The organism is Motiliproteus sp. MSK22-1, assembly GCF_001968815.1.
Taxonomy (GTDB): domain Bacteria; phylum Pseudomonadota; class Gammaproteobacteria; order Pseudomonadales; family Balneatricaceae; genus Motiliproteus.
In genome coordinates, this window is record NZ_MIEQ01000092.1 from 80,079 (window position 1) to 96,226 (window position 16,148).

Annotated in this window: 14 protein-coding genes and 2 tRNA genes; 11 read left to right on the forward strand and 5 right to left on the reverse strand. The window is 44.7% G+C overall.

Annotation, left to right across the window (positions count from 1 at the left end; genetic code table 11):
• Positions 1-126 precede the first annotated feature (126 nt).
• The 3 genes from BGP75_RS23410 to BGP75_RS23420 all read left to right on the forward strand — a co-directional run bounded on the left by BGP75_RS23410 (position 127) and on the right by BGP75_RS23420 (position 2,298).
• Positions 127-215: transfer RNA gene (locus BGP75_RS23410), tRNA-Ser, on the forward strand.
• A 26-nt stretch (positions 216-241) separates the two neighbouring features.
• Positions 242-318: transfer RNA gene (locus BGP75_RS23415), tRNA-Arg, on the forward strand.
• A gap of 192 nt (positions 319-510) precedes the next feature.
• A complete protein-coding gene (locus BGP75_RS23420; RefSeq protein WP_076721336.1) occupies positions 511-2,298 on the forward strand; it encodes a DUF1566 domain-containing protein in 1,788 nt (595 codons plus the stop codon).
• A 149-nt stretch (positions 2,299-2,447) separates the two neighbouring features.
• Here BGP75_RS23420 and BGP75_RS23425 read toward each other — a convergent pair whose 3' ends face one another.
• Positions 2,448-5,012 carry an FAD-dependent oxidoreductase gene (locus BGP75_RS23425; RefSeq protein ID WP_076721337.1) on the reverse strand — a complete coding sequence of 855 codons (2,565 nt, stop codon included), beginning with the start codon at positions 5,010-5,012 and terminating at the stop codon, positions 2,448-2,450.
• A 500-nt stretch (positions 5,013-5,512) separates the two neighbouring features.
• Between BGP75_RS23425 and BGP75_RS23430 the strand changes: the two genes are divergently transcribed.
• Positions 5,513-5,977 carry a flavodoxin family protein gene (locus BGP75_RS23430; RefSeq protein ID WP_076721338.1) on the forward strand — a complete coding sequence of 155 codons (465 nt, stop codon included), beginning with the start codon at positions 5,513-5,515 and terminating at the stop codon, positions 5,975-5,977.
• A 113-nt stretch (positions 5,978-6,090) separates the two neighbouring features.
• Positions 6,091-6,975, forward strand: coding sequence for a DUF1989 domain-containing protein (locus BGP75_RS23435; RefSeq protein WP_076721339.1), 885 nt, complete (start codon positions 6,091-6,093; stop codon positions 6,973-6,975).
• 62 nt (positions 6,976-7,037) lie between these two features.
• Here BGP75_RS23435 and BGP75_RS23440 read toward each other — a convergent pair whose 3' ends face one another.
• Both BGP75_RS23440 and BGP75_RS23445 read right to left on the reverse strand, forming a co-directional pair.
• Positions 7,038-7,448: a globin gene (locus BGP75_RS23440; RefSeq protein ID WP_076721340.1), complete on the reverse strand. Its 411-nt coding sequence runs from the start codon at positions 7,446-7,448 to the stop codon at positions 7,038-7,040.
• Positions 7,449-7,628: 180 nt separating this feature from the next.
• Positions 7,629-8,933, reverse strand: coding sequence for an acetyl-CoA carboxylase biotin carboxylase subunit family protein (locus BGP75_RS23445; RefSeq protein WP_076721341.1), 1,305 nt, complete (start codon positions 8,931-8,933; stop codon positions 7,629-7,631).
• Positions 8,934-9,231: 298 nt separating this feature from the next.
• On the opposite strand from BGP75_RS23445, the gene BGP75_RS23450 reads away from it, so the two are divergent.
• A complete protein-coding gene (locus BGP75_RS23450) occupies positions 9,232-9,471 on the forward strand; it encodes a hypothetical protein (protein WP_076721342.1) in 240 nt (79 codons plus the stop codon).
• 867 nt (positions 9,472-10,338) lie between these two features.
• On the opposite strand, the gene BGP75_RS23460 is transcribed toward BGP75_RS23450, so the two are convergent.
• Positions 10,339-11,223, reverse strand: a complete 885-nt coding sequence (locus tag BGP75_RS23460; RefSeq protein ID WP_158070165.1) for a hypothetical protein — start codon at positions 11,221-11,223, stop codon at positions 10,339-10,341.
• The gene (locus BGP75_RS23465) at positions 11,153-11,869 is read right to left on the reverse strand and encodes a tetratricopeptide repeat protein (RefSeq protein ID WP_076721345.1); all 717 of its coding nucleotides are present in this window, start codon (positions 11,867-11,869) and stop codon (positions 11,153-11,155) included. The genes BGP75_RS23460 and BGP75_RS23465 overlap by 71 nt, the downstream gene beginning before the upstream one ends.
• A gap of 1,030 nt (positions 11,870-12,899) precedes the next feature.
• Here BGP75_RS23465 and BGP75_RS23470 point away from each other — a divergent pair.
• The 5 genes from BGP75_RS23470 to BGP75_RS23490 all read left to right on the forward strand — a co-directional run bounded on the left by BGP75_RS23470 (position 12,900) and on the right by BGP75_RS23490 (position 15,941).
• Positions 12,900-13,175, forward strand: coding sequence for a hypothetical protein (locus tag BGP75_RS23470; RefSeq protein WP_076721346.1), 276 nt, complete (start codon positions 12,900-12,902; stop codon positions 13,173-13,175).
• Between the two features lie 88 nt (positions 13,176-13,263).
• Positions 13,264-13,614, forward strand: coding sequence for a hypothetical protein (locus BGP75_RS23475; protein ID WP_076721347.1), 351 nt, complete (start codon positions 13,264-13,266; stop codon positions 13,612-13,614).
• A 131-nt stretch (positions 13,615-13,745) separates the two neighbouring features.
• Positions 13,746-13,880 (forward strand): zinc ribbon-containing protein, encoded by a 135-nt coding sequence (locus BGP75_RS27845; protein WP_076721348.1) that lies wholly within the window; start codon positions 13,746-13,748, stop codon positions 13,878-13,880.
• Between the two features lie 257 nt (positions 13,881-14,137).
• On the forward strand, positions 14,138-15,046 hold the full coding sequence (locus tag BGP75_RS23485) for a hypothetical protein (protein ID WP_143821166.1): 909 nt from the start codon (positions 14,138-14,140) through the stop codon (positions 15,044-15,046).
• Positions 15,047-15,143: 97 nt separating this feature from the next.
• Complete coding sequence (locus BGP75_RS23490; protein ID WP_076721350.1) at positions 15,144-15,941, forward strand: hypothetical protein; 798 nt, start codon at positions 15,144-15,146, stop codon at positions 15,939-15,941.
• Positions 15,942-16,148 lie beyond the last annotated feature (207 nt).

Below are 16,148 nucleotides of genomic sequence, written 5' to 3' on the forward strand. Positions count from 1 at the left end.
GGGGGTGAATTTTTAAATAAATCAGGTATAGTGCCCATCTTCTCGGTATCCGAGTATACGAATATAATAGATATGCCGAACTTGGTTGAACTTGCGGTTTTTCTGTTATATTTATGCATGCTAAGGGGTGAGCTGGCCGAGTGGCTGAAGGCGCGCCCCTGCTAAGGGCGTATACTGTAATGGTATCGAGGGTTCGAATCCCTCGCTCACCGCCACCTTGCATGTTAGTGTTGATTTTTGAGCGCCCGTAGCTCAGCTGGATAGAGTACCTGGCTTCGAACCAGGTGGTCAGAGGTTCGAATCCTCTCGGGCGCGCCATCTCAACATCTGCTTTCAGCATCGAAATCTCCCCTTCCAGAATTGAGTCCCATTTCGTACCAATAGCGCATTTTGCTAAACTTTCCATCCGCTGGTCAGCTGAGAATTCCACATTATCTCCACATTAATTGTCCTTGAATCAGATAAGCTGGCTGGTAACACTTGTCTTTTATTCTGCTCAAGAGAGACGCCATGAGTAATTCACAGAGTTACACCATTGTTGATACTGGACAATCCACCTACTATGACGCTGATAGCGTTATTAGTGCTCCAGGGATTAATGACAGCTTTTTCGGTCAGGATGCACATTACCAGGGAGCACAGGCGTCCTATCAAGATAACGGTGACGGTACGGTTTCTGATCTTAATACCGGTCTGATGTGGCAACAGCAATATGCGGGTGATATCACCTACAAAGAGGCTGTTTCAGGAGCTGCTGACCTGTCGTTGGCGGGTTACAGTGATTGGCGCTTACCTACCATCAAAGAGCTTTATTCCCTGATGGATTTCAGTGGTTACACCGGAGCTTCTGCCAGCAATTCTAATCCTTATCTCGATACAGACTACTTTGATTTTGAATATGGTGATACTTCCAGCGGTGACCGTTTTATTGACGCACAATACTGGTCGTCTACTGAATATGTGTCTACAACCATGGGGGGAGATTCGACGACTTTTGGTGTTAATTTTGCCGACGGGCGTATTAAAGGGTATCCCAATGGCGAAACATTCGGCCCTGAAATCGAGCGTTACGTACGATACGTTCGTGGAAATGATGATTATGGCGATAATTACTTTATTGATAACCATGACGGTACTATCAGTGATCAATCAACTGATTTGACCTGGTTGCAAGCTGACAGTGGTGAAGCACTGAGCTGGGAAGATGCTTTGGCCTGGGCTGAGAATCTGGAATATGGCGGCTATAGCGATTGGCGCTTGCCTAATGCCAAGGAGTTGCAAAGTATTCTCGATTATAGCCGATCTCCTGACAGCAGTTCTTCAGCAGCGATAGATCCGATATTTGAAGTTACTGATATCGGTACGCAAGATAATGTTGAATACGGCTACTACTGGAGCAGTACGACGCATGTAGAGGGGGGAAGCGGCGATCATGCTGTTTATCTGGCTTTCGGACGAGCATTGGGGTGGATGGAGGAAGGCAACTCTTACTCTTTGCTGGATGTGCACGGGGCGGGGGCGCAACGCAGCGATCCGAAAACGGGGGACCCTGACGAGTATCCCTACGGTTTTGGTCCTCAGGGTGATGTTATTCGAATATACAATTACGTCCGTGCTGTAAGAGACTCTGAAAGCAGCGATGTTGATACGGATGATCCGGATACTTACGATAATACCGTAACCGGGACTGATGATAACGACAGTTGGATGGCAGGCAGTGGTAATACGCGGTTTGAAGGAGGGAATGGTACTGATACCGTTATCTTCAGCCAGTCGAAGGAGGATTATCAGATAACCGTTTCCGATAATCTGATTGTAGTCTCTGGTACTGAAGACATTGCGGCTGAAGGGATGAGCACACTGGTTGATATTGAGCGTCTTTATTTTGATGATCTGGCCTGTGCTTTTGATGATGATGGCGTGGCCGGGCAAGCCTATCGGCTGTACAAAGCAGCTCTGAATCGAACCCCGGATAGCGAAGGACTGGGCTACTGGATAGATGCTTTGGACAATCGGTTATCGTTGCATGAGGTCGCTGATAGTTTTATTCAAAGTAGCGAATTTCAGGAGCGTTACGGGGTAGATATCTCCAATGAAACTTTTTTAGACAGTCTTTACAACAATGTTTTAGGTCGAAGCCCGGATAGCAGTGGTTATCAGTGGTGGCTAAATGTGTTGAACTCAGGCAGTGATACCCGCGAAGGTGTTCTGATAGGGTTTAGTGAAAGCGCCGAAAATACAGTTAACGTCAGTGACCTGATCAGTAGTGGGATTACTTATGATTTGTGGATCAGTTAGTAAAGCGTATCAATAAAGGGAGCCCATCCCTGTCGTTGTATAAAACTTAAGCCAAGATCAATGTCGGACAATGAACTTGGCCTAAGTATCTGCTGTTAAGAAGCCTGCTCTATATATGAACTAAGTGCTGGCCTCATTGAAACAGCTATTTATGACTTGGGTAGTTTGTTTTCAGGATCATACAAAGCACCGTAGCCAACAGCCTCTACCTTGATTGGGAATGATTCGTTGAAATATTCCATGACGAATTCGCGTCCTACCTCGGCGATTTCGGCCGGAAGATAACCAAGCCCAATGTTCTTTCCGATGCTTGGACCATAAGCAATACTGCTCAGGTAGGAGCGACGGCCTTGTGAATCTACCGGGACTTCCCCTGTTGCCGGATCAATAATCGGACATTGACCCACAGGATAGCGAGCAACGCCTTGAGAGTCGACGTTGTCTATCATGGTAAATGTGCAAAGGTAAGCAGGCTGCTTTTCTCGGCTACGTATTTCAAGGAAAGCCTCTTTTCCGTGGAAGTCAGCTGCTTTTACTTTCGGTCTGGCAAGCCCCACTTCAATCAGGTTGTATTCAGTCAGAATATCTGCGTTTTGTAAACGCAGGCTTTTTTCCATACGGCGGGAGTTTGCATAGGTCTCAATACCAACCGGTGTTGCGCCCTGTTCAAAGACAAGATCCCACAGAGACAAGCCATAGCTGAACGGAACATGCAGCTCCCAGCCCTGCTCGCCCACGTATGAGATCCGGAAAGCCATAACGGGTATACCCTTCAGGGTAATATGCTTGGTCGTTGCAAATGGGAAGTTCTCATCTTCAAGCTGTTCCGGCTCATCTGCAATTGCCTGCAATGTCTTACGAGCGTTAGGTCCCCATACGCCCAGGCAAGCCTGTTGATCGGATTTATCTTCAATGTAAACATGCCAGTTACGATCTTCAGCCATACGCTTCAGCCATATCAGGTCTCGGTGGCCAGCATCGGCACCATCAATCACCTGATACTTGTCTTTAGCCAATCGAATAACCGTCAAGTCAGCGCGGACGCCTCCCTGATGATCCAGGAAGTGTGTATAAACCCCTTTACCGATAGCCGTGTCGCCACCGACCTTAGCTACGCAGGCGTATTCCATCAAGGCTTCAGCGTCAGGTCCAAGTACCTCAAATACCGCAAAATGCGATAAGTTGATCATGCCGACATTATCGGACATCGCCAGTTGTTCAGCATTGGAAACACGCCAGAAGTGGCGGTTATCCCATTCATTTTCACGAACAGGAACCTGATCAGCGTATTTTTCAAGCAGATGCTCGTTGGACGCATATCCGTGCGCGCGCTCCCAGCCTGACAGCTCCATGAAATATCCGCCCAGCTCCTTTTCACGAGGCCAGAAAGGGCTGCGACGCAGATCGCGGCCTTTAGAGAATGGCTCGCGAGTGTGTACCGCCGGATTATAAATCTTGAATGCACTCTCGTAGCAACGATCATGAATATAGGTTGGGGTTTTTTGAATAGGATAAAAGCGAGCAACATCAATACTGTTAATATCAATATCGGTATCGCCATCGGTCATCATGTCTGCCAGTAACTTTCCGATTCCTGGGCCATCTTTAACCCAGACCGCTTCGGCATACCATAGACCCCGGGTATTGGGTGACTCACCGACAGACGGACCGCCATCGGTGGTTACCTGTAACAGACCGTTAAAGGAATGTCTTTCATCGTAACCTAACTCTCCCAGAATCGGCGTAAGCTCTATTGCTCTCTCCAGCGCATCCATCACATGTTCCAGAGGTAAATCCCGTTGTGAAGGTGACCAATGGGATTCGCCGGGCTCAAGCAAGTCTTTGGGGTGCAGCAAACGAGGTTCCTTCTCTTCATAATAACCCCATTCGATCTGGCCACCTTCGGAAGTTTTGGGATCGCCTGTGTCACGCAGATAAGCTGAATTACCCTGGTCTCGTAACAAGGGATATCCTATCTCTTTTCCTGTACCTTCAAATTCGTTGTAAGGGCCAAAAAAGCACAACGGATGGTCGACGGGCATGATCGGTAAATCTTCGCCAGCCATATTGGCAATAAGGCGGCCCCAGAGACCTGCACAAACCACTACATGATCGGCTTCAATGTAGCCGCGACTGGTGTGGACCCCTTTAATGCGGCCATCTTCTATTTCAAGATCTGTGGCTGAAGTATTGGCAAATGCCTGCAGTTTTCCTGTTTCTACCGCATTTTCAACCAGTTCTCCGCACACGGTTTGAGAGCGAGGAATAACCAGGCCGGCATCAGGATCCCACAAAGCACCCTGAATCATATCCTCTTCAATTAGTGGAACTAATTCCTTTGCTTCTTTTGGAGTGACCATTCTTACTTTTGAACCAAAAGCCTTTCCAGAACTAACCCTGCGCTTTAGCTCCTCCATACGCCCATCATCATCGTGACGAGCAACTTCAAGCCCGCCGATACGGCTGTAGTGGCCCATTTTTTCAAAGAAATCAATACTGTATCTAGTCGTGTAAGTGGTCATGTTGTCATGCGCCGTCATAAAGCAAAAATCTGACGCATGTGAGGTCGAGCCGATATCCGTCGGGATAGCCGATTTGTCGATACCTATAATATTATCCCAACCTCTTTCGATCAGGTGGTGTACAACAGAGGCACCAACAATGCCCCCCAGACCAATAATAACGACGTTTGCTTTAGCCGGAAATTTTGCCATGAAATTAATGTCTCCTAGAAAATAAGGTGCAAGCGCGGGGGAGCAAGCTACTCAGGTATAAGGTTAGGAAAATAAAGTGAATATACAAACGCCAGCTTGAAAAAACCGCCAGAGGGATGCACGACAAATGGGATTTTGTCAGAGACAGCAGCCCAATTGCTCAGCAATTGAAACCCGTTGTTAGCTTTCTCGCTGTGGGCAGTCACGAAGCAATATCCATTGATAGACGCCTGAATTTTCGACCAAGCAATATTTCAACTTAACTGTGCAGAGAGACTTAATCGCAAGCGACCTTGGTGTGCCGAAAAACGCCTTTTGGGGTGGCGATAGAAGCTGTGAGTTAATTGAGGCTGATAATTGTCAGTTCTGATAGTGATTTCTGGCTATTAGGTCGTCGTTTTCGTGAGCAGGGGATGTCCTTTGTTGAGGCTGTAGGTGATGCATAGACCAAATCATACTATAGTCATGATCAGTCATTAGCCACTAGCTGAATACTCAAAATGAGCAAGTATTTATTGATCGTAGCCCATGCTCCCTCTCCCAATACCCGTCTTATAACTGAAGCGGTTCTTCGAGGTGCAAACCACCCTGATATTGAGGGTGTCAGAGTTCGGTGGATACCTCCTTTGGATGCGACAGCCGAAGATGTTTTAAAGGCTGATGGTCTGATTCTTGGAACCACCGAAAATTTTGCATACATGAGTGGAGCGATGAAGGACTTTTTTGATCGAATTTATTACCCCTGTCTGGAGGTAAAGCAAGGGTTGCCTTACGGTTTGTTTATCCGTGCTGGTAATGACGGACAGGGAGCTAAAAATAGTGTTGAAAAAATTGTAACAGGGCTGCGTTGGAATGCTGTGCAGGAGCCGCTTGTTATGCGAGGGAAATTCCAGGATAGTTTTGTCGCTGATTCTGAGGAGTTAGGGATGACTGTTGCTGCGGGGATGGAGGCAGGTATTTTTTGATAAGGATCGTTTGGAGGAAAAGGGAGACAGTATTTGAGTGTTCCCAGGCTGGCTAGAGCCCCGAGAAGCGAGTTTGTAGGTTCCTTAGTAACCAGAGATAATCGGATTGAGCCATGATCAAATCCTTCAGTAAAAACAGAAACTCACACGCCGTGGAGCCAAAAGATGCAGTCGAAAGACGATCAGCAAAACCGGTGATCTGTTACGGTGTTAATGCCTTGCCAGCCTTCGATACGGATTTTTACCAGCAGGCCAGACAAGACATGAAAAAGGTGGCCGAGATAGTGGTTCCACCTCGGGACGGAGGATCATTTACGGTACCGGCAGGCCATTTTTTTCGCATTGTCAGCGTGGAAGGACCGCAAGTTGGCGATCTTAATCTGTGGAATGCCAATGATCTCTCGGAGCGTTTTTTCAGCGGCAAAACACGCCAACTGCATGCGACCCATGTGAGTACCGGAGATCGGCTCTGGAGTAATTTGCCTGGACTACGGCCTATGGCCACCATTACTGAAGATACTCTGGCATGGTATGGCTGGGATGAAGATGGTGCGGGTGTGCATGATGTGATCGGAACTCGTTGTGATCCCTATACCAACTACCTGCTAAAGGGAACTGACTACAACCACTGTTGCCATTCCAACCTTACCCGTACTCTGGCTTCCGCCAGAGATTTGCCAGTGGCTGAGGCAGAAACTTTGGTGCACGATGTGCTGAACGTCTTTATGTGCACTGGTTTTACCCGCGATACCCATCAGTATTTTATGAAGGCAAGCCCCGTACGGCCGGGAGACTTTCTGGAATTCTTCGCTGAAATCGATTTACTGGGAGCCTTATCTACTTGTCCCGGTGGTGATTGTGGTAGCAGCCACTCTGATGACCAGACCGCCTGTTATCCTTTAAAGGTGGAAATATATCGTCCTGCAGAGCGGGCTCTAACCGGATGGAACACTCCTGAACGAAATGGATATGGCGGCCAGCACGGTCTGGGCTGTTAGTAATCATCTCGGTGGCAGGGTTTGTTGATCGATAATTATCGCAAAGTCTGCTATCTGTCAGTTTATCTGCTGGTGTGTTTGTGGACGAGTTCTCGTATGTGAGCCAGTTGATGCTTCCAGGCTAACTCCATCTCTTGATTAAATTCACTGCCCAAGGTCTTCTTCAATGCTTCGGTTAAAGAGAGAAAAAATCCACCATACATCTCTTTGTCCACGCCATATTCATCATGGTCTTTCACATCTGAAAGCAGGTTGTTTTTGAAAATATCGGGGCGTGTCAGATTATCAATGATGGTCAGAATAACGCCATTAAACATTTTGCTGCGAGACTCAGGGTCGTCTTTGGACCACAATAGAACAGCCTCAGGGTGGGCGTTGAAAAAAATTGAATAGGTTTCATTAATCAACTTTTCGCTTTTTTCATCATCCAGCAGTTGTAGGGTTGAATAAATTTTATCTAATTGGTTTTCCATGTATGAAACTGTTTGTCTCGTCAGTAGGGGGCTAATAAAGGGATATTAACACTAAAAACAGCGACTTAAGGCTTGCTCCTGTTTTTTTTAAAGCCTTAAGTATTGATGCTGTGCTCATGCTCTCACATTATTTTCCAGAACACTATTCTGCCTGTTGATTATCAGAAGTAGCGTTTGCCGCTATTCAGCAACCCAGTGGCCTGGATATTCGCAATCGTCTGGAACCTGTTTATAGATTTTCGTGCGGATTTCTCTCTCCTTACGGATTAGCTCGCTGACGGTATCTCCCGTAATCCACAGTTGTAGCAGCATGACACCGGCTGCCGTCATGTCCTCCCTGGTCAATTGATCTTCACGTTGGCGATTGTGTCGGATTAAAATCCCCTGGTCTTGCTCCAGCTGATCCACATAGTTGTAGTCCAGTATGTTGCAGACCCGGTCAGCATGTTTGCCGGTAATAAGTACGATCAGTGTGTATTTGAAATCTTCACCTGCCACCCATTTTTGCCATGGACTGTCCGGCAAACGCTTCCCTGACTGGACTAGCTCAAGGTTGTCTTCAAAGAGTGAGGTGCCAAAAGAGTACAGGTAGTTGTAATGATAGCTGTGGGCTGCACGTGGATTAATCTCGGTCAGGGCAATTTTGCCACCGGGCATGATCCAGAATTCAAGATTGAAGAATTGATTTCGATAGCCCAGGTCTGCTAGCCGTCCCATGTAGTCTTTCGCCCAGGCACCTATTGCAGCCGCTTGCCGGGCGTTGATGCTCAAGGGGGGAGTGAGATATCCCAATGCCTGGTGGTTTGAGAAATAGACCTCTTCCGTCAGAGCATAGTGTACTACTTCCCCTTCTGCAGTAACGTACCCCTCGTAGCAGTATTCAATTGCCTGGTTCATATCAACTAAATGTTCTGCAATGAAAGGGGGCAAAACAGGCGGCATATCCTCTGGATTGATGTCTCTGGAGAAGTGTTCGTTCTGGAAAGCGATCAATTCCTGAAGAGCTGTGTCTTCCCGATAGTTTTTAAGGACCTCGCGCAGGTTTTCCGGTGTTGAGATCTTGAATATTCCACGGCCTAATGACAGCGATGTGTTCTTTAGCATGAAAGGCCATTCAGCGATTTTGGAAATAATCTGTTCGTCGGTTTCATGCAACGGGTCGATAGCCTCAAACCAAAAAGGATCTTCTTCGAGCGTACGCATAAGGTATTTGTTCATACAGTAGAGAAAGGCCAGCCGGGATTGTGCCCGGTTCCCCAGTTGCTCATTAATCAGGATGTGGTGGAAAGCATCTTTTTGAGCAAAACCGGCAACTGCCTGGATGTCCTGCTCATGACATTCTGCAACAATGGAATCGACGTCTTCCTTTTCCCAGCCCTGCGGCGTCAAAACATGCACGTTATAACGCTCTTTCATCATGGAGATCGCTTTTTCCATATAGGGTTGTGGACTCAGAAATCCAACCGTCGGCTTGTTGCTTTCCATTCAGGGCTCCTTTCAATATGCATCATCAGGTGTCTTACGGTCATTGAGCAGTAAGACTTGCATTAGATAAGAACAGATTGATCCTTCTGACGCTTACTTGAAGGCGACCTGTGGCGGATTGTTGAAGAATACAGGTAGGGATGAGACACACTCTGTGTAACTCAGAACCAGCTCCGTGCCCTGATGTAAAACTTGCGTCTTTTGACACTCTTGTCTATAGCTAAAGAACCCCAAGGCGATATTGCGTGTCTACTGTTGTAGTGGTGCGGTGAAATTATTCGCCTAAGGAGTCTTTGCTATGTACCATCGAGTTGTTAACCATCCCAAATTGCCAGTGAACTGGCGGATGCTGGTGTTAACTCTGGTTGTCGGCATTGTCGTTCTTATCCCTCTATATTTGCTTTATAACGCTGGCATTATTTCTGCGTCTCTCACCATCTGGGCAACAGTGTTGGTGTTTATCTTTGCTGCCGGGTATGAGTCTTATCTGTTCTATCTGATTACTAAAGAGATGATCAATCGGATGGAAAAAGACTGAGCGACAAACCTGAATATTGCTTTGCAGTGGCTATATCTACCTGTTTTCGAACATCAGTCGTATGAGAATAGCGGCTTGATTCATGCTTTTCATGAAACTTACGTTGTGCTTTGTATGTTTTTTATTTGTAATGATTTTTATCGTATTTATAAGATAATCACATCAAAAATATATGTTAAAAGGCTTTCGAATATTCTGGTTTAATTGAACTTGTTATCGAAAATTAAGGTGGTGTTAAAGGTTAGCGAGTTATTTTGAAAGTTTTCGCTCTGTCGGGAAAAGTTTTTTATTTAGGGCTGACTTTGTCGCTATTTTTGTACTGAGTCTCTAATGATGGATTGGTAACATCTGTCGAGCACCCTTTCAAACGATAAACCCGTTCCTCACCTCTGACCTGGGCTGTTCGTGAGCGTGTCTTCTCACAGGAGATATAGCCGGCTTCGTTTATCCTGTATTTAGTCCACTCATTAAGAGTGTTTACTAGAATGAGAAGGACTATAAGTGTTCCTATTGCTATATGTCCATAATATCGTCCAATCCACCAATTTTTTTTGTTATTGATGATATATTGACCCGCATGGAGTATCGGCATTCCTAAGATCATGAGAATATAATAAAAGCCACTGTCGAATTTTAGCTCATTTTCATGAGCATCTATTTTCGAGAATATGTCTATGTAATGCTCTATCGAAAAGTATAGGGTGAAAATACTTACAGTATCCCAGAGCAACCAATTTAACTTGGCAACTCTGGGAGTAACCCATCTTGATAAATCTAACATTAGCAATGCCTTTATTTTTTAAGTATTTTGGCTAAATAACACTAATAGCTAGTACTTCGGATGAATGTTTGAAAACGTTGCCATAATTAATATATACCAGCCCTATTTAAAGATCTATTTATATAAGACCTTTCCCATTTGTAAATTTCTCTATTTATTGTGTGGGGTATTTTCATTGCTGCAGAGATTGCTTGATTTAGGTTTATACCTGCACGCTCGTACATTGCTATAAGTTCTGCAGTTGCCCCCACCTTATCATCAATCTTATTCAGAATATAGCCAGTAAATAGGCCAACAAATATTGCAGCGACTAGAGGAGCTGCGATAGCGCTAGCTACCCCTATTGCACCAGTTGCAGCTGAAGCGGCAACTGCACTAAGAATTGCAGATATGCCTATTTTGACAATATCTGCACTCACTGTTCCTAGAAAATCATGGAGTGTTCTTTTATCGTTAAAGAAGTAATCGACAACCTCTATTCCAACGCTCAATACAATGGTAATAACAAAACCCCCTTTTACGGACTTCATAATACCTTTGGGGCCAACAGACATTCGTACTACTTGTGGATTGGAAGCAAGGTATCTAGTGCCTTTGAATATTTCCCTGCTTCCTGGGTATCCTTTAAGGATTACATAGGTTTTTCCGCGGTAGTTCTTGATAACAGCTTTACCCTGATAACCGAACTCTTTAAGCAGTGTTTTAGTTAGCCAGATATCTTGAGCGGGAGCTATTAATCCAGATCCAAATTTTGCCCACGCCGAGTAATCAATCCCTTTTAATTCGAACTCTTCCAATATTTGTTCTATAGAAATTATTTGTATAACATGTTCGTTTTTCTTAAGTTCTTCAACTAGTGCGTTTCTAACTAACATTTTTAAAATCCATTTATTTAATAAATTAACAAGTGGCTTTTGGTTCTGCTTTCCTAAACCAATAATTTGCAAAGTTTGAGTTTTTTTCTGCCCCATGACCGGTACAAAAAGCATAACCTAGATATAAGGCTGCTGTACTATTTCCAGATTCAGCGGCCTGAATATACCAATTATGAGACTTATTATTGTTTATACTGGTTCCTATTCCATATTCATACCTCCGCGCTAGAAGGAACTGTGCGTTAACATCTCCTTTGTTTGCCTGCTCTATTTGAAGTTGCAGCATTTCTTTTTGAGTAACGGGTTTCATACCTTTTGGTGTGGATATGTGTTGGAAATCAAGGAGATTGGCCGAAGAGTATGTAAGCTTGTCTGCTTCTTTGGACCAAAATATTGCAGTGATGTATGAGGGATCGAGTATTTTGTTATATGTAAAATACGTTTGAGCTAGTTCTCTGGCTGCTGAAGCGTAACCACGGTTGGCACTATCCTTGAGGTAAGCTATCGCTTTGTTAATATCATAATCTTTATAATCAGGAGATAGGTAGATTAATCCTAAAAAATAGTCTGCTTCAGCTAATGTTGATTGATTTTGTATTGAACTTAATATCTGAATCGAAGTTGCATAATCTCGCTGATAGAATGCTTCTATTGCTTGATCTATGTTTTTATCACGTGCATGTGAAATAAGGGGATAAATTAGACTCGTACTTAATAAAAAACCGATTATAAACCGTGCCATGCGCCGATACTCCTTTATCTATTGTTCGGTATGGGAACGCGGGCGATAATAGCCAGCCTAGAGCTTGGGGTCAATATATTGAGTGATAGTAAAGGAGTCAACGGGGTTTGACTCTGTCCACGTGCGCTGATATCGGATTGTGAGATACTGGCTACATGGGGTGTAGAGAGTAATTATGGCGAATGATATTGGTACATTAGAAATAAGTGCTCTCTGGCCCCGCCTCCTTTTTACCGGAAAGTTAGATGCAATTCTGGATTAGCCAGTTCTGCTGATAGTTTTATTTCGCCCCGCCGGGCGAGTTACTTTGTAAAGCCCGACAAAGTGACCAAAACGTGCTTTCGTCGTAACTTGTTGCGAAACAGCTCCATGACTAACTGTGTTGTTCTATGCTTTTGCTAGAGGGGCTGTTCTCAAGCGAACGAGTTTTTATTGGTATTTTGGTGCTGCTCCAGATTTTTCGTTAAACATCGTTGCTGATGACTAAACCGGCCCTCATCTATTGGGGTGTTGGGGAGTGTGGTTAGTTGGGCCGTTTTAGAACGATCGTGATTGTTCTGGTCGGTTCGTGTTGCTCCGTAGTGGATTAGAATAAATGTTGATCGAAAAATAATCCCTCCGTCCCGTTTTTTCCGTTTTTCCCTCAACAACGCCATGAACCAGCAACTGGCAGATTTAAAGCAATGCTATGATTTGGGCTGGTTTTTATCGGAAGAAGATCGGCGGTGAACGGGAAGGTTGACAGCCGTTGTTCAAGGGAAGCGTCCGTCTATCCACTGAGTTTCTGACTTGGTAAAAATAAAAACATATAAATAACAAGGGCATAAGATAGCTTACTCGGGCTGCTGCTACGAGATAGTTGGAAGGGACATAGACGGACATTTCCGTGTTTCTTCTGTCCTAATAAATTAGGCTTTGCTAACGTATTGATTCTTTACTGATAATGGATGATTATGGAACGAAATGTGTTGGGATAAGTGGATGTGGGATAAATGGACGCGTCCAGTGAATAACGCTGTTAAGGGTCACAATGAGCAAATGTAGCAACTGCGATTTATGGCAAATTCCTAGAGGGTTCCAGCGGGCATCGGATTATGCTGCAACCTCTGTGAAGCTATTGGAGGCCATTAATCGGCAGGTACTCACCCTGGTTTCTGACGAAAACTTCGAGGGCGGTAAGGCTTCAAATCAAAACTGGCCAAAGCACTCAGTATCTGCAAGCTTTGAGTGCACTAAATGCGGCAAAGGTTTTGCCCTGGTTGTTGACGTTGATGCATGCAGAGGTGGGTTCCATACAAACCCTTAACAAGTCAATCAATGTCGCCCCTTCGGGGCTGGACCTCCGCACTGCGTGCTCCGGCCCATTATTGAGGCGTTAAGTTTCCAAGGAAGTCATGAGTCAGAATATTGAAATCATAGATCTAGGTTTTTCGGTCGCAGACGCCGAAGATATTACTTTCAAATTTGACGGTGCTGACCTCGTATTGGAATTCAATGATTGGAAAGAAAAGCATGTCACTATTAGGTGTGAGAATACGCTAGGTTTCAAATTTCAAAATGCGGAATACGAGCTATCTGGATCAGAGCGCTTTGATTCTTGTCACATCGTACATGACTCCGAGTGGCTAGAAGAGCACCTCAAGCAAGGCGAGGCCTGGGAAAGTGAAAAATGGCTTCACTATAAGTTAAACTTTAATGCGGCTGGCGTGGTCGAGATTTTATGTTCCAAGCTAGCCAAAACTTAACAAGCAAAGGCAGCATCGCCCTGCGGGCTGGACGCGCTAACGCGCGCCGCTGCTTTGGGCGTTAAGTGCTACTCGCTGCCGTAGCATTTGAAACTTAAAATTTGGCAGCATGACAAAAGGAGAAAGGAACTATGTCAACAACTGGAGAAAAGCCTGGGAAAGGCACCTATACATGTACAAACTGTGGAGAAACCGTCACCCTCGATGATCATGACGACACTCTTCCTCCATGCCCTCGGTGTCACAAAACAAACTATACTCCCTGATTAAAATGGTATAGCTAATAAAGGAGACAGCTATGGGAATTAAACCTGGACCAAAAAGAATCGCCGAGTCTACTGGCAAGCCAGATAGGCGCCAACGAGATAACAAAAAGACTCCCGGCAATAAACCATCACTTAAGCCTCACAAGCACAAGAAAGGTGACTAAAAGCACTTAACAAAGCCAGCCAGAGGGAACAAAAAACCGCCGCTTCGCTCTGGTTTTTCGTCCCCTGCTGGCGGCGTTAGGCAAAACCAGTTTATGAAGAGACCTTCGCGAGATCCAGGAACAGCTATAAAGCTAAACCTCCGCCGAGAAGTTAACTTTGGCTGTCCAGTTAGGCATAAAGATGGTTCGGGCTGCGGATGCCCTATACTTACATTTCATCATTTTGACCCTCCATGGGCCGGAAACTACCTTCACAACCCTGAAGGGATGATTGCTCTTTGTCCTCATCATCACAATCAGGCTGATGGGGGGCTGTGGAGTAATGAGCAACTTAGAATAATGAAAAAATCTCCTTTTGTTGATGATGTACTCAGGGTCCAATGGCCATGGCAACCAGAATCACTTGTAATTAAAGTGGGAGCAAGTTTGGTTGTAGGAAGTGGCTCACCATTTCGCCTCGATGGATTACCTGTATTGCATTTTTATCCAGAAGAAATTGAAGATCTAGGAATAAGCACCGTAACCTTTGACTCTGATATACGGGATGCAAATAGAAAGAGCTGGCTAAAAATAAAAGATAGCTATTTTGACTTACGGTTGAAAAACACAACTAATGTCATATTTTCGGCTCAAACTAAAACGTTTTTGGCAAAACACAATGACAATACATATATTTCTCTGAGATTTAAGAAATATACATTTGGAGAATATAAGGCATGGTTAGAAAGCTTTATGCCTAATCCAGAAATTGCTGTTAGCGCATATAATTCCACGGAAAAAGTAGGGGCTGTTGATAGTGATGGAAATGTTTCGGTTATTCTATTTGAGGGTTGTTTTAAGACCCACAAAGTCGGCCTAAGTGTAAAGAAGGACAAAATACATTTTGAAAGTTATCTGCCAGGAAGGTTTGAATCATTCGAAATGGGAACAACAATAGTGAGTGCGGAGCATCGAGCAATAATGAGAATGCATAATGGTCCAGAATTCTTCTCACTCGGATAATTCTTGCCTAACAAAAACAGGCAATCGACAAACCACTCGCAAGCTCGTGGTTTGCCATTGCTGTAAACGTTAGCTATCAGAAGGAATCACCGTAGCAATGATAGGGAAGATATTAAACAAAATTTTTACTGATGTCTTATGGCCTAAATGGCTAGGATTTGTTTCAAAATCAGACAGCCCTAAAATATGGAAGCGTGTCTTTAAGAAATCTTCTGAAACTACAAATACTATCCCAGTTGACTTGGCTGTACAGCTCTCGTCGGCCCCGTCCGTAGTGCGCCTTATGTTAAGTACATTTAAACCCGATCGGAATGTACCTACCGCTAAAGACTTCGCAATTAGTATTGCTTTTGAACTCGGTCAGCAAGATTATCATTTCAACACAGATCAAAAAGTTAGAGATTGGCAAATTAGAAACTTTGCCTCCACGGTTCGTAGAGAGTGGTTATCTGTAATAAACGAAAGTCCAGTTCTTAAATCCAGATTTAAAGATGTAAGAGATAAGCACCCTTCAGAGTTTTTATCTGAGTCCGCAGAATGTACGCCAGAGTTAAATTCAGTGCTTAATGATAAAACAGAGCTAAAGAAATATTTCTTCCAATCCTACACTACACCAGACGCTACAGAAAAAGTAATAGTTTGGCTTCCTGGTGAGCACGGAGCGGTAAAGTGGAGTCCAGAGGAAAGAATAACCGTTGAAGTCGGTTTGAATGCAGCTTTAGGGGCTGATTTGGGCTTCTTTAGAATGGGTCACGATTATTCCTTGTACGATACTTCAGATAAGGTTGAGTGGCTGAGTGTGGCTTATCGCGATGACAAGCGAGCCCTTGAAACAATGGACTTTGGTTTCCGAAGCGTTGGAGTAAAAACTGAACATAGGTTATGGGTGAAATAGCTAATCGGGTAGCCGGAGGTCTTTAACCTCCAGCCCCCACAACACCCTGCATGCGGGGCCGCACAGGGCGTTTCACTTAGGATAGTGAAGCTTGATCCAACCATCACGTAGAGCATAGAGTCCTTGGGATTTCAGATAAGCATTAGATAATGCCTGCTGTATTCCTGGAGTTTTGGAGCTGCGCCATGGTCCTTTGCTGGTTAAACC

Bases quoted from the DNA above. Each gene is read 5' to 3' on its own strand.
- BGP75_RS23445 (WP_076721341.1), bottom strand. From the start codon at position 8,933: ATGGAAAGCAACAAGCCGACGGTTGGATTTCTGAGTCCACAACCCTAT.
- BGP75_RS23430 (WP_076721338.1), top strand. From the start codon at position 5,513: ATGAGCAAGTATTTATTGATCGTAGCCCATGCTCCCTCTCCCAATACC.
- BGP75_RS23470 (WP_076721346.1), top strand. From the start codon at position 12,900: ATGAGCAAATGTAGCAACTGCGATTTATGGCAAATTCCTAGAGGGTTC.
- BGP75_RS23465 (WP_076721345.1), bottom strand. From the start codon at position 11,869: ATGGCACGGTTTATAATCGGTTTTTTATTAAGTACGAGTCTAATTTAT.
- BGP75_RS23490 (WP_076721350.1), top strand. From the start codon at position 15,144: ATGATAGGGAAGATATTAAACAAAATTTTTACTGATGTCTTATGGCCT.
- BGP75_RS23485 (WP_143821166.1), top strand. From the start codon at position 14,138: ATGAAGAGACCTTCGCGAGATCCAGGAACAGCTATAAAGCTAAACCTC.
- BGP75_RS23440 (WP_076721340.1), bottom strand. From the start codon at position 7,448: ATGGAAAACCAATTAGATAAAATTTATTCAACCCTACAACTGCTGGAT.
- BGP75_RS23420 (WP_076721336.1), top strand. From the start codon at position 511: ATGAGTAATTCACAGAGTTACACCATTGTTGATACTGGACAATCCACC.
- BGP75_RS27845 (WP_076721348.1), top strand. From the start codon at position 13,746: ATGTCAACAACTGGAGAAAAGCCTGGGAAAGGCACCTATACATGTACA.
- BGP75_RS23435 (WP_076721339.1), top strand. From the start codon at position 6,091: ATGATCAAATCCTTCAGTAAAAACAGAAACTCACACGCCGTGGAGCCA.
- BGP75_RS23425 (WP_076721337.1), bottom strand. From the start codon at position 5,012: ATGGCAAAATTTCCGGCTAAAGCAAACGTCGTTATTATTGGTCTGGGG.
- BGP75_RS23460 (WP_158070165.1), bottom strand. From the start codon at position 11,223: ATGGGGCAGAAAAAAACTCAAACTTTGCAAATTATTGGTTTAGGAAAG.
- BGP75_RS23475 (WP_076721347.1), top strand. From the start codon at position 13,264: ATGAGTCAGAATATTGAAATCATAGATCTAGGTTTTTCGGTCGCAGAC.
- BGP75_RS23450 (WP_076721342.1), top strand. From the start codon at position 9,232: ATGTACCATCGAGTTGTTAACCATCCCAAATTGCCAGTGAACTGGCGG.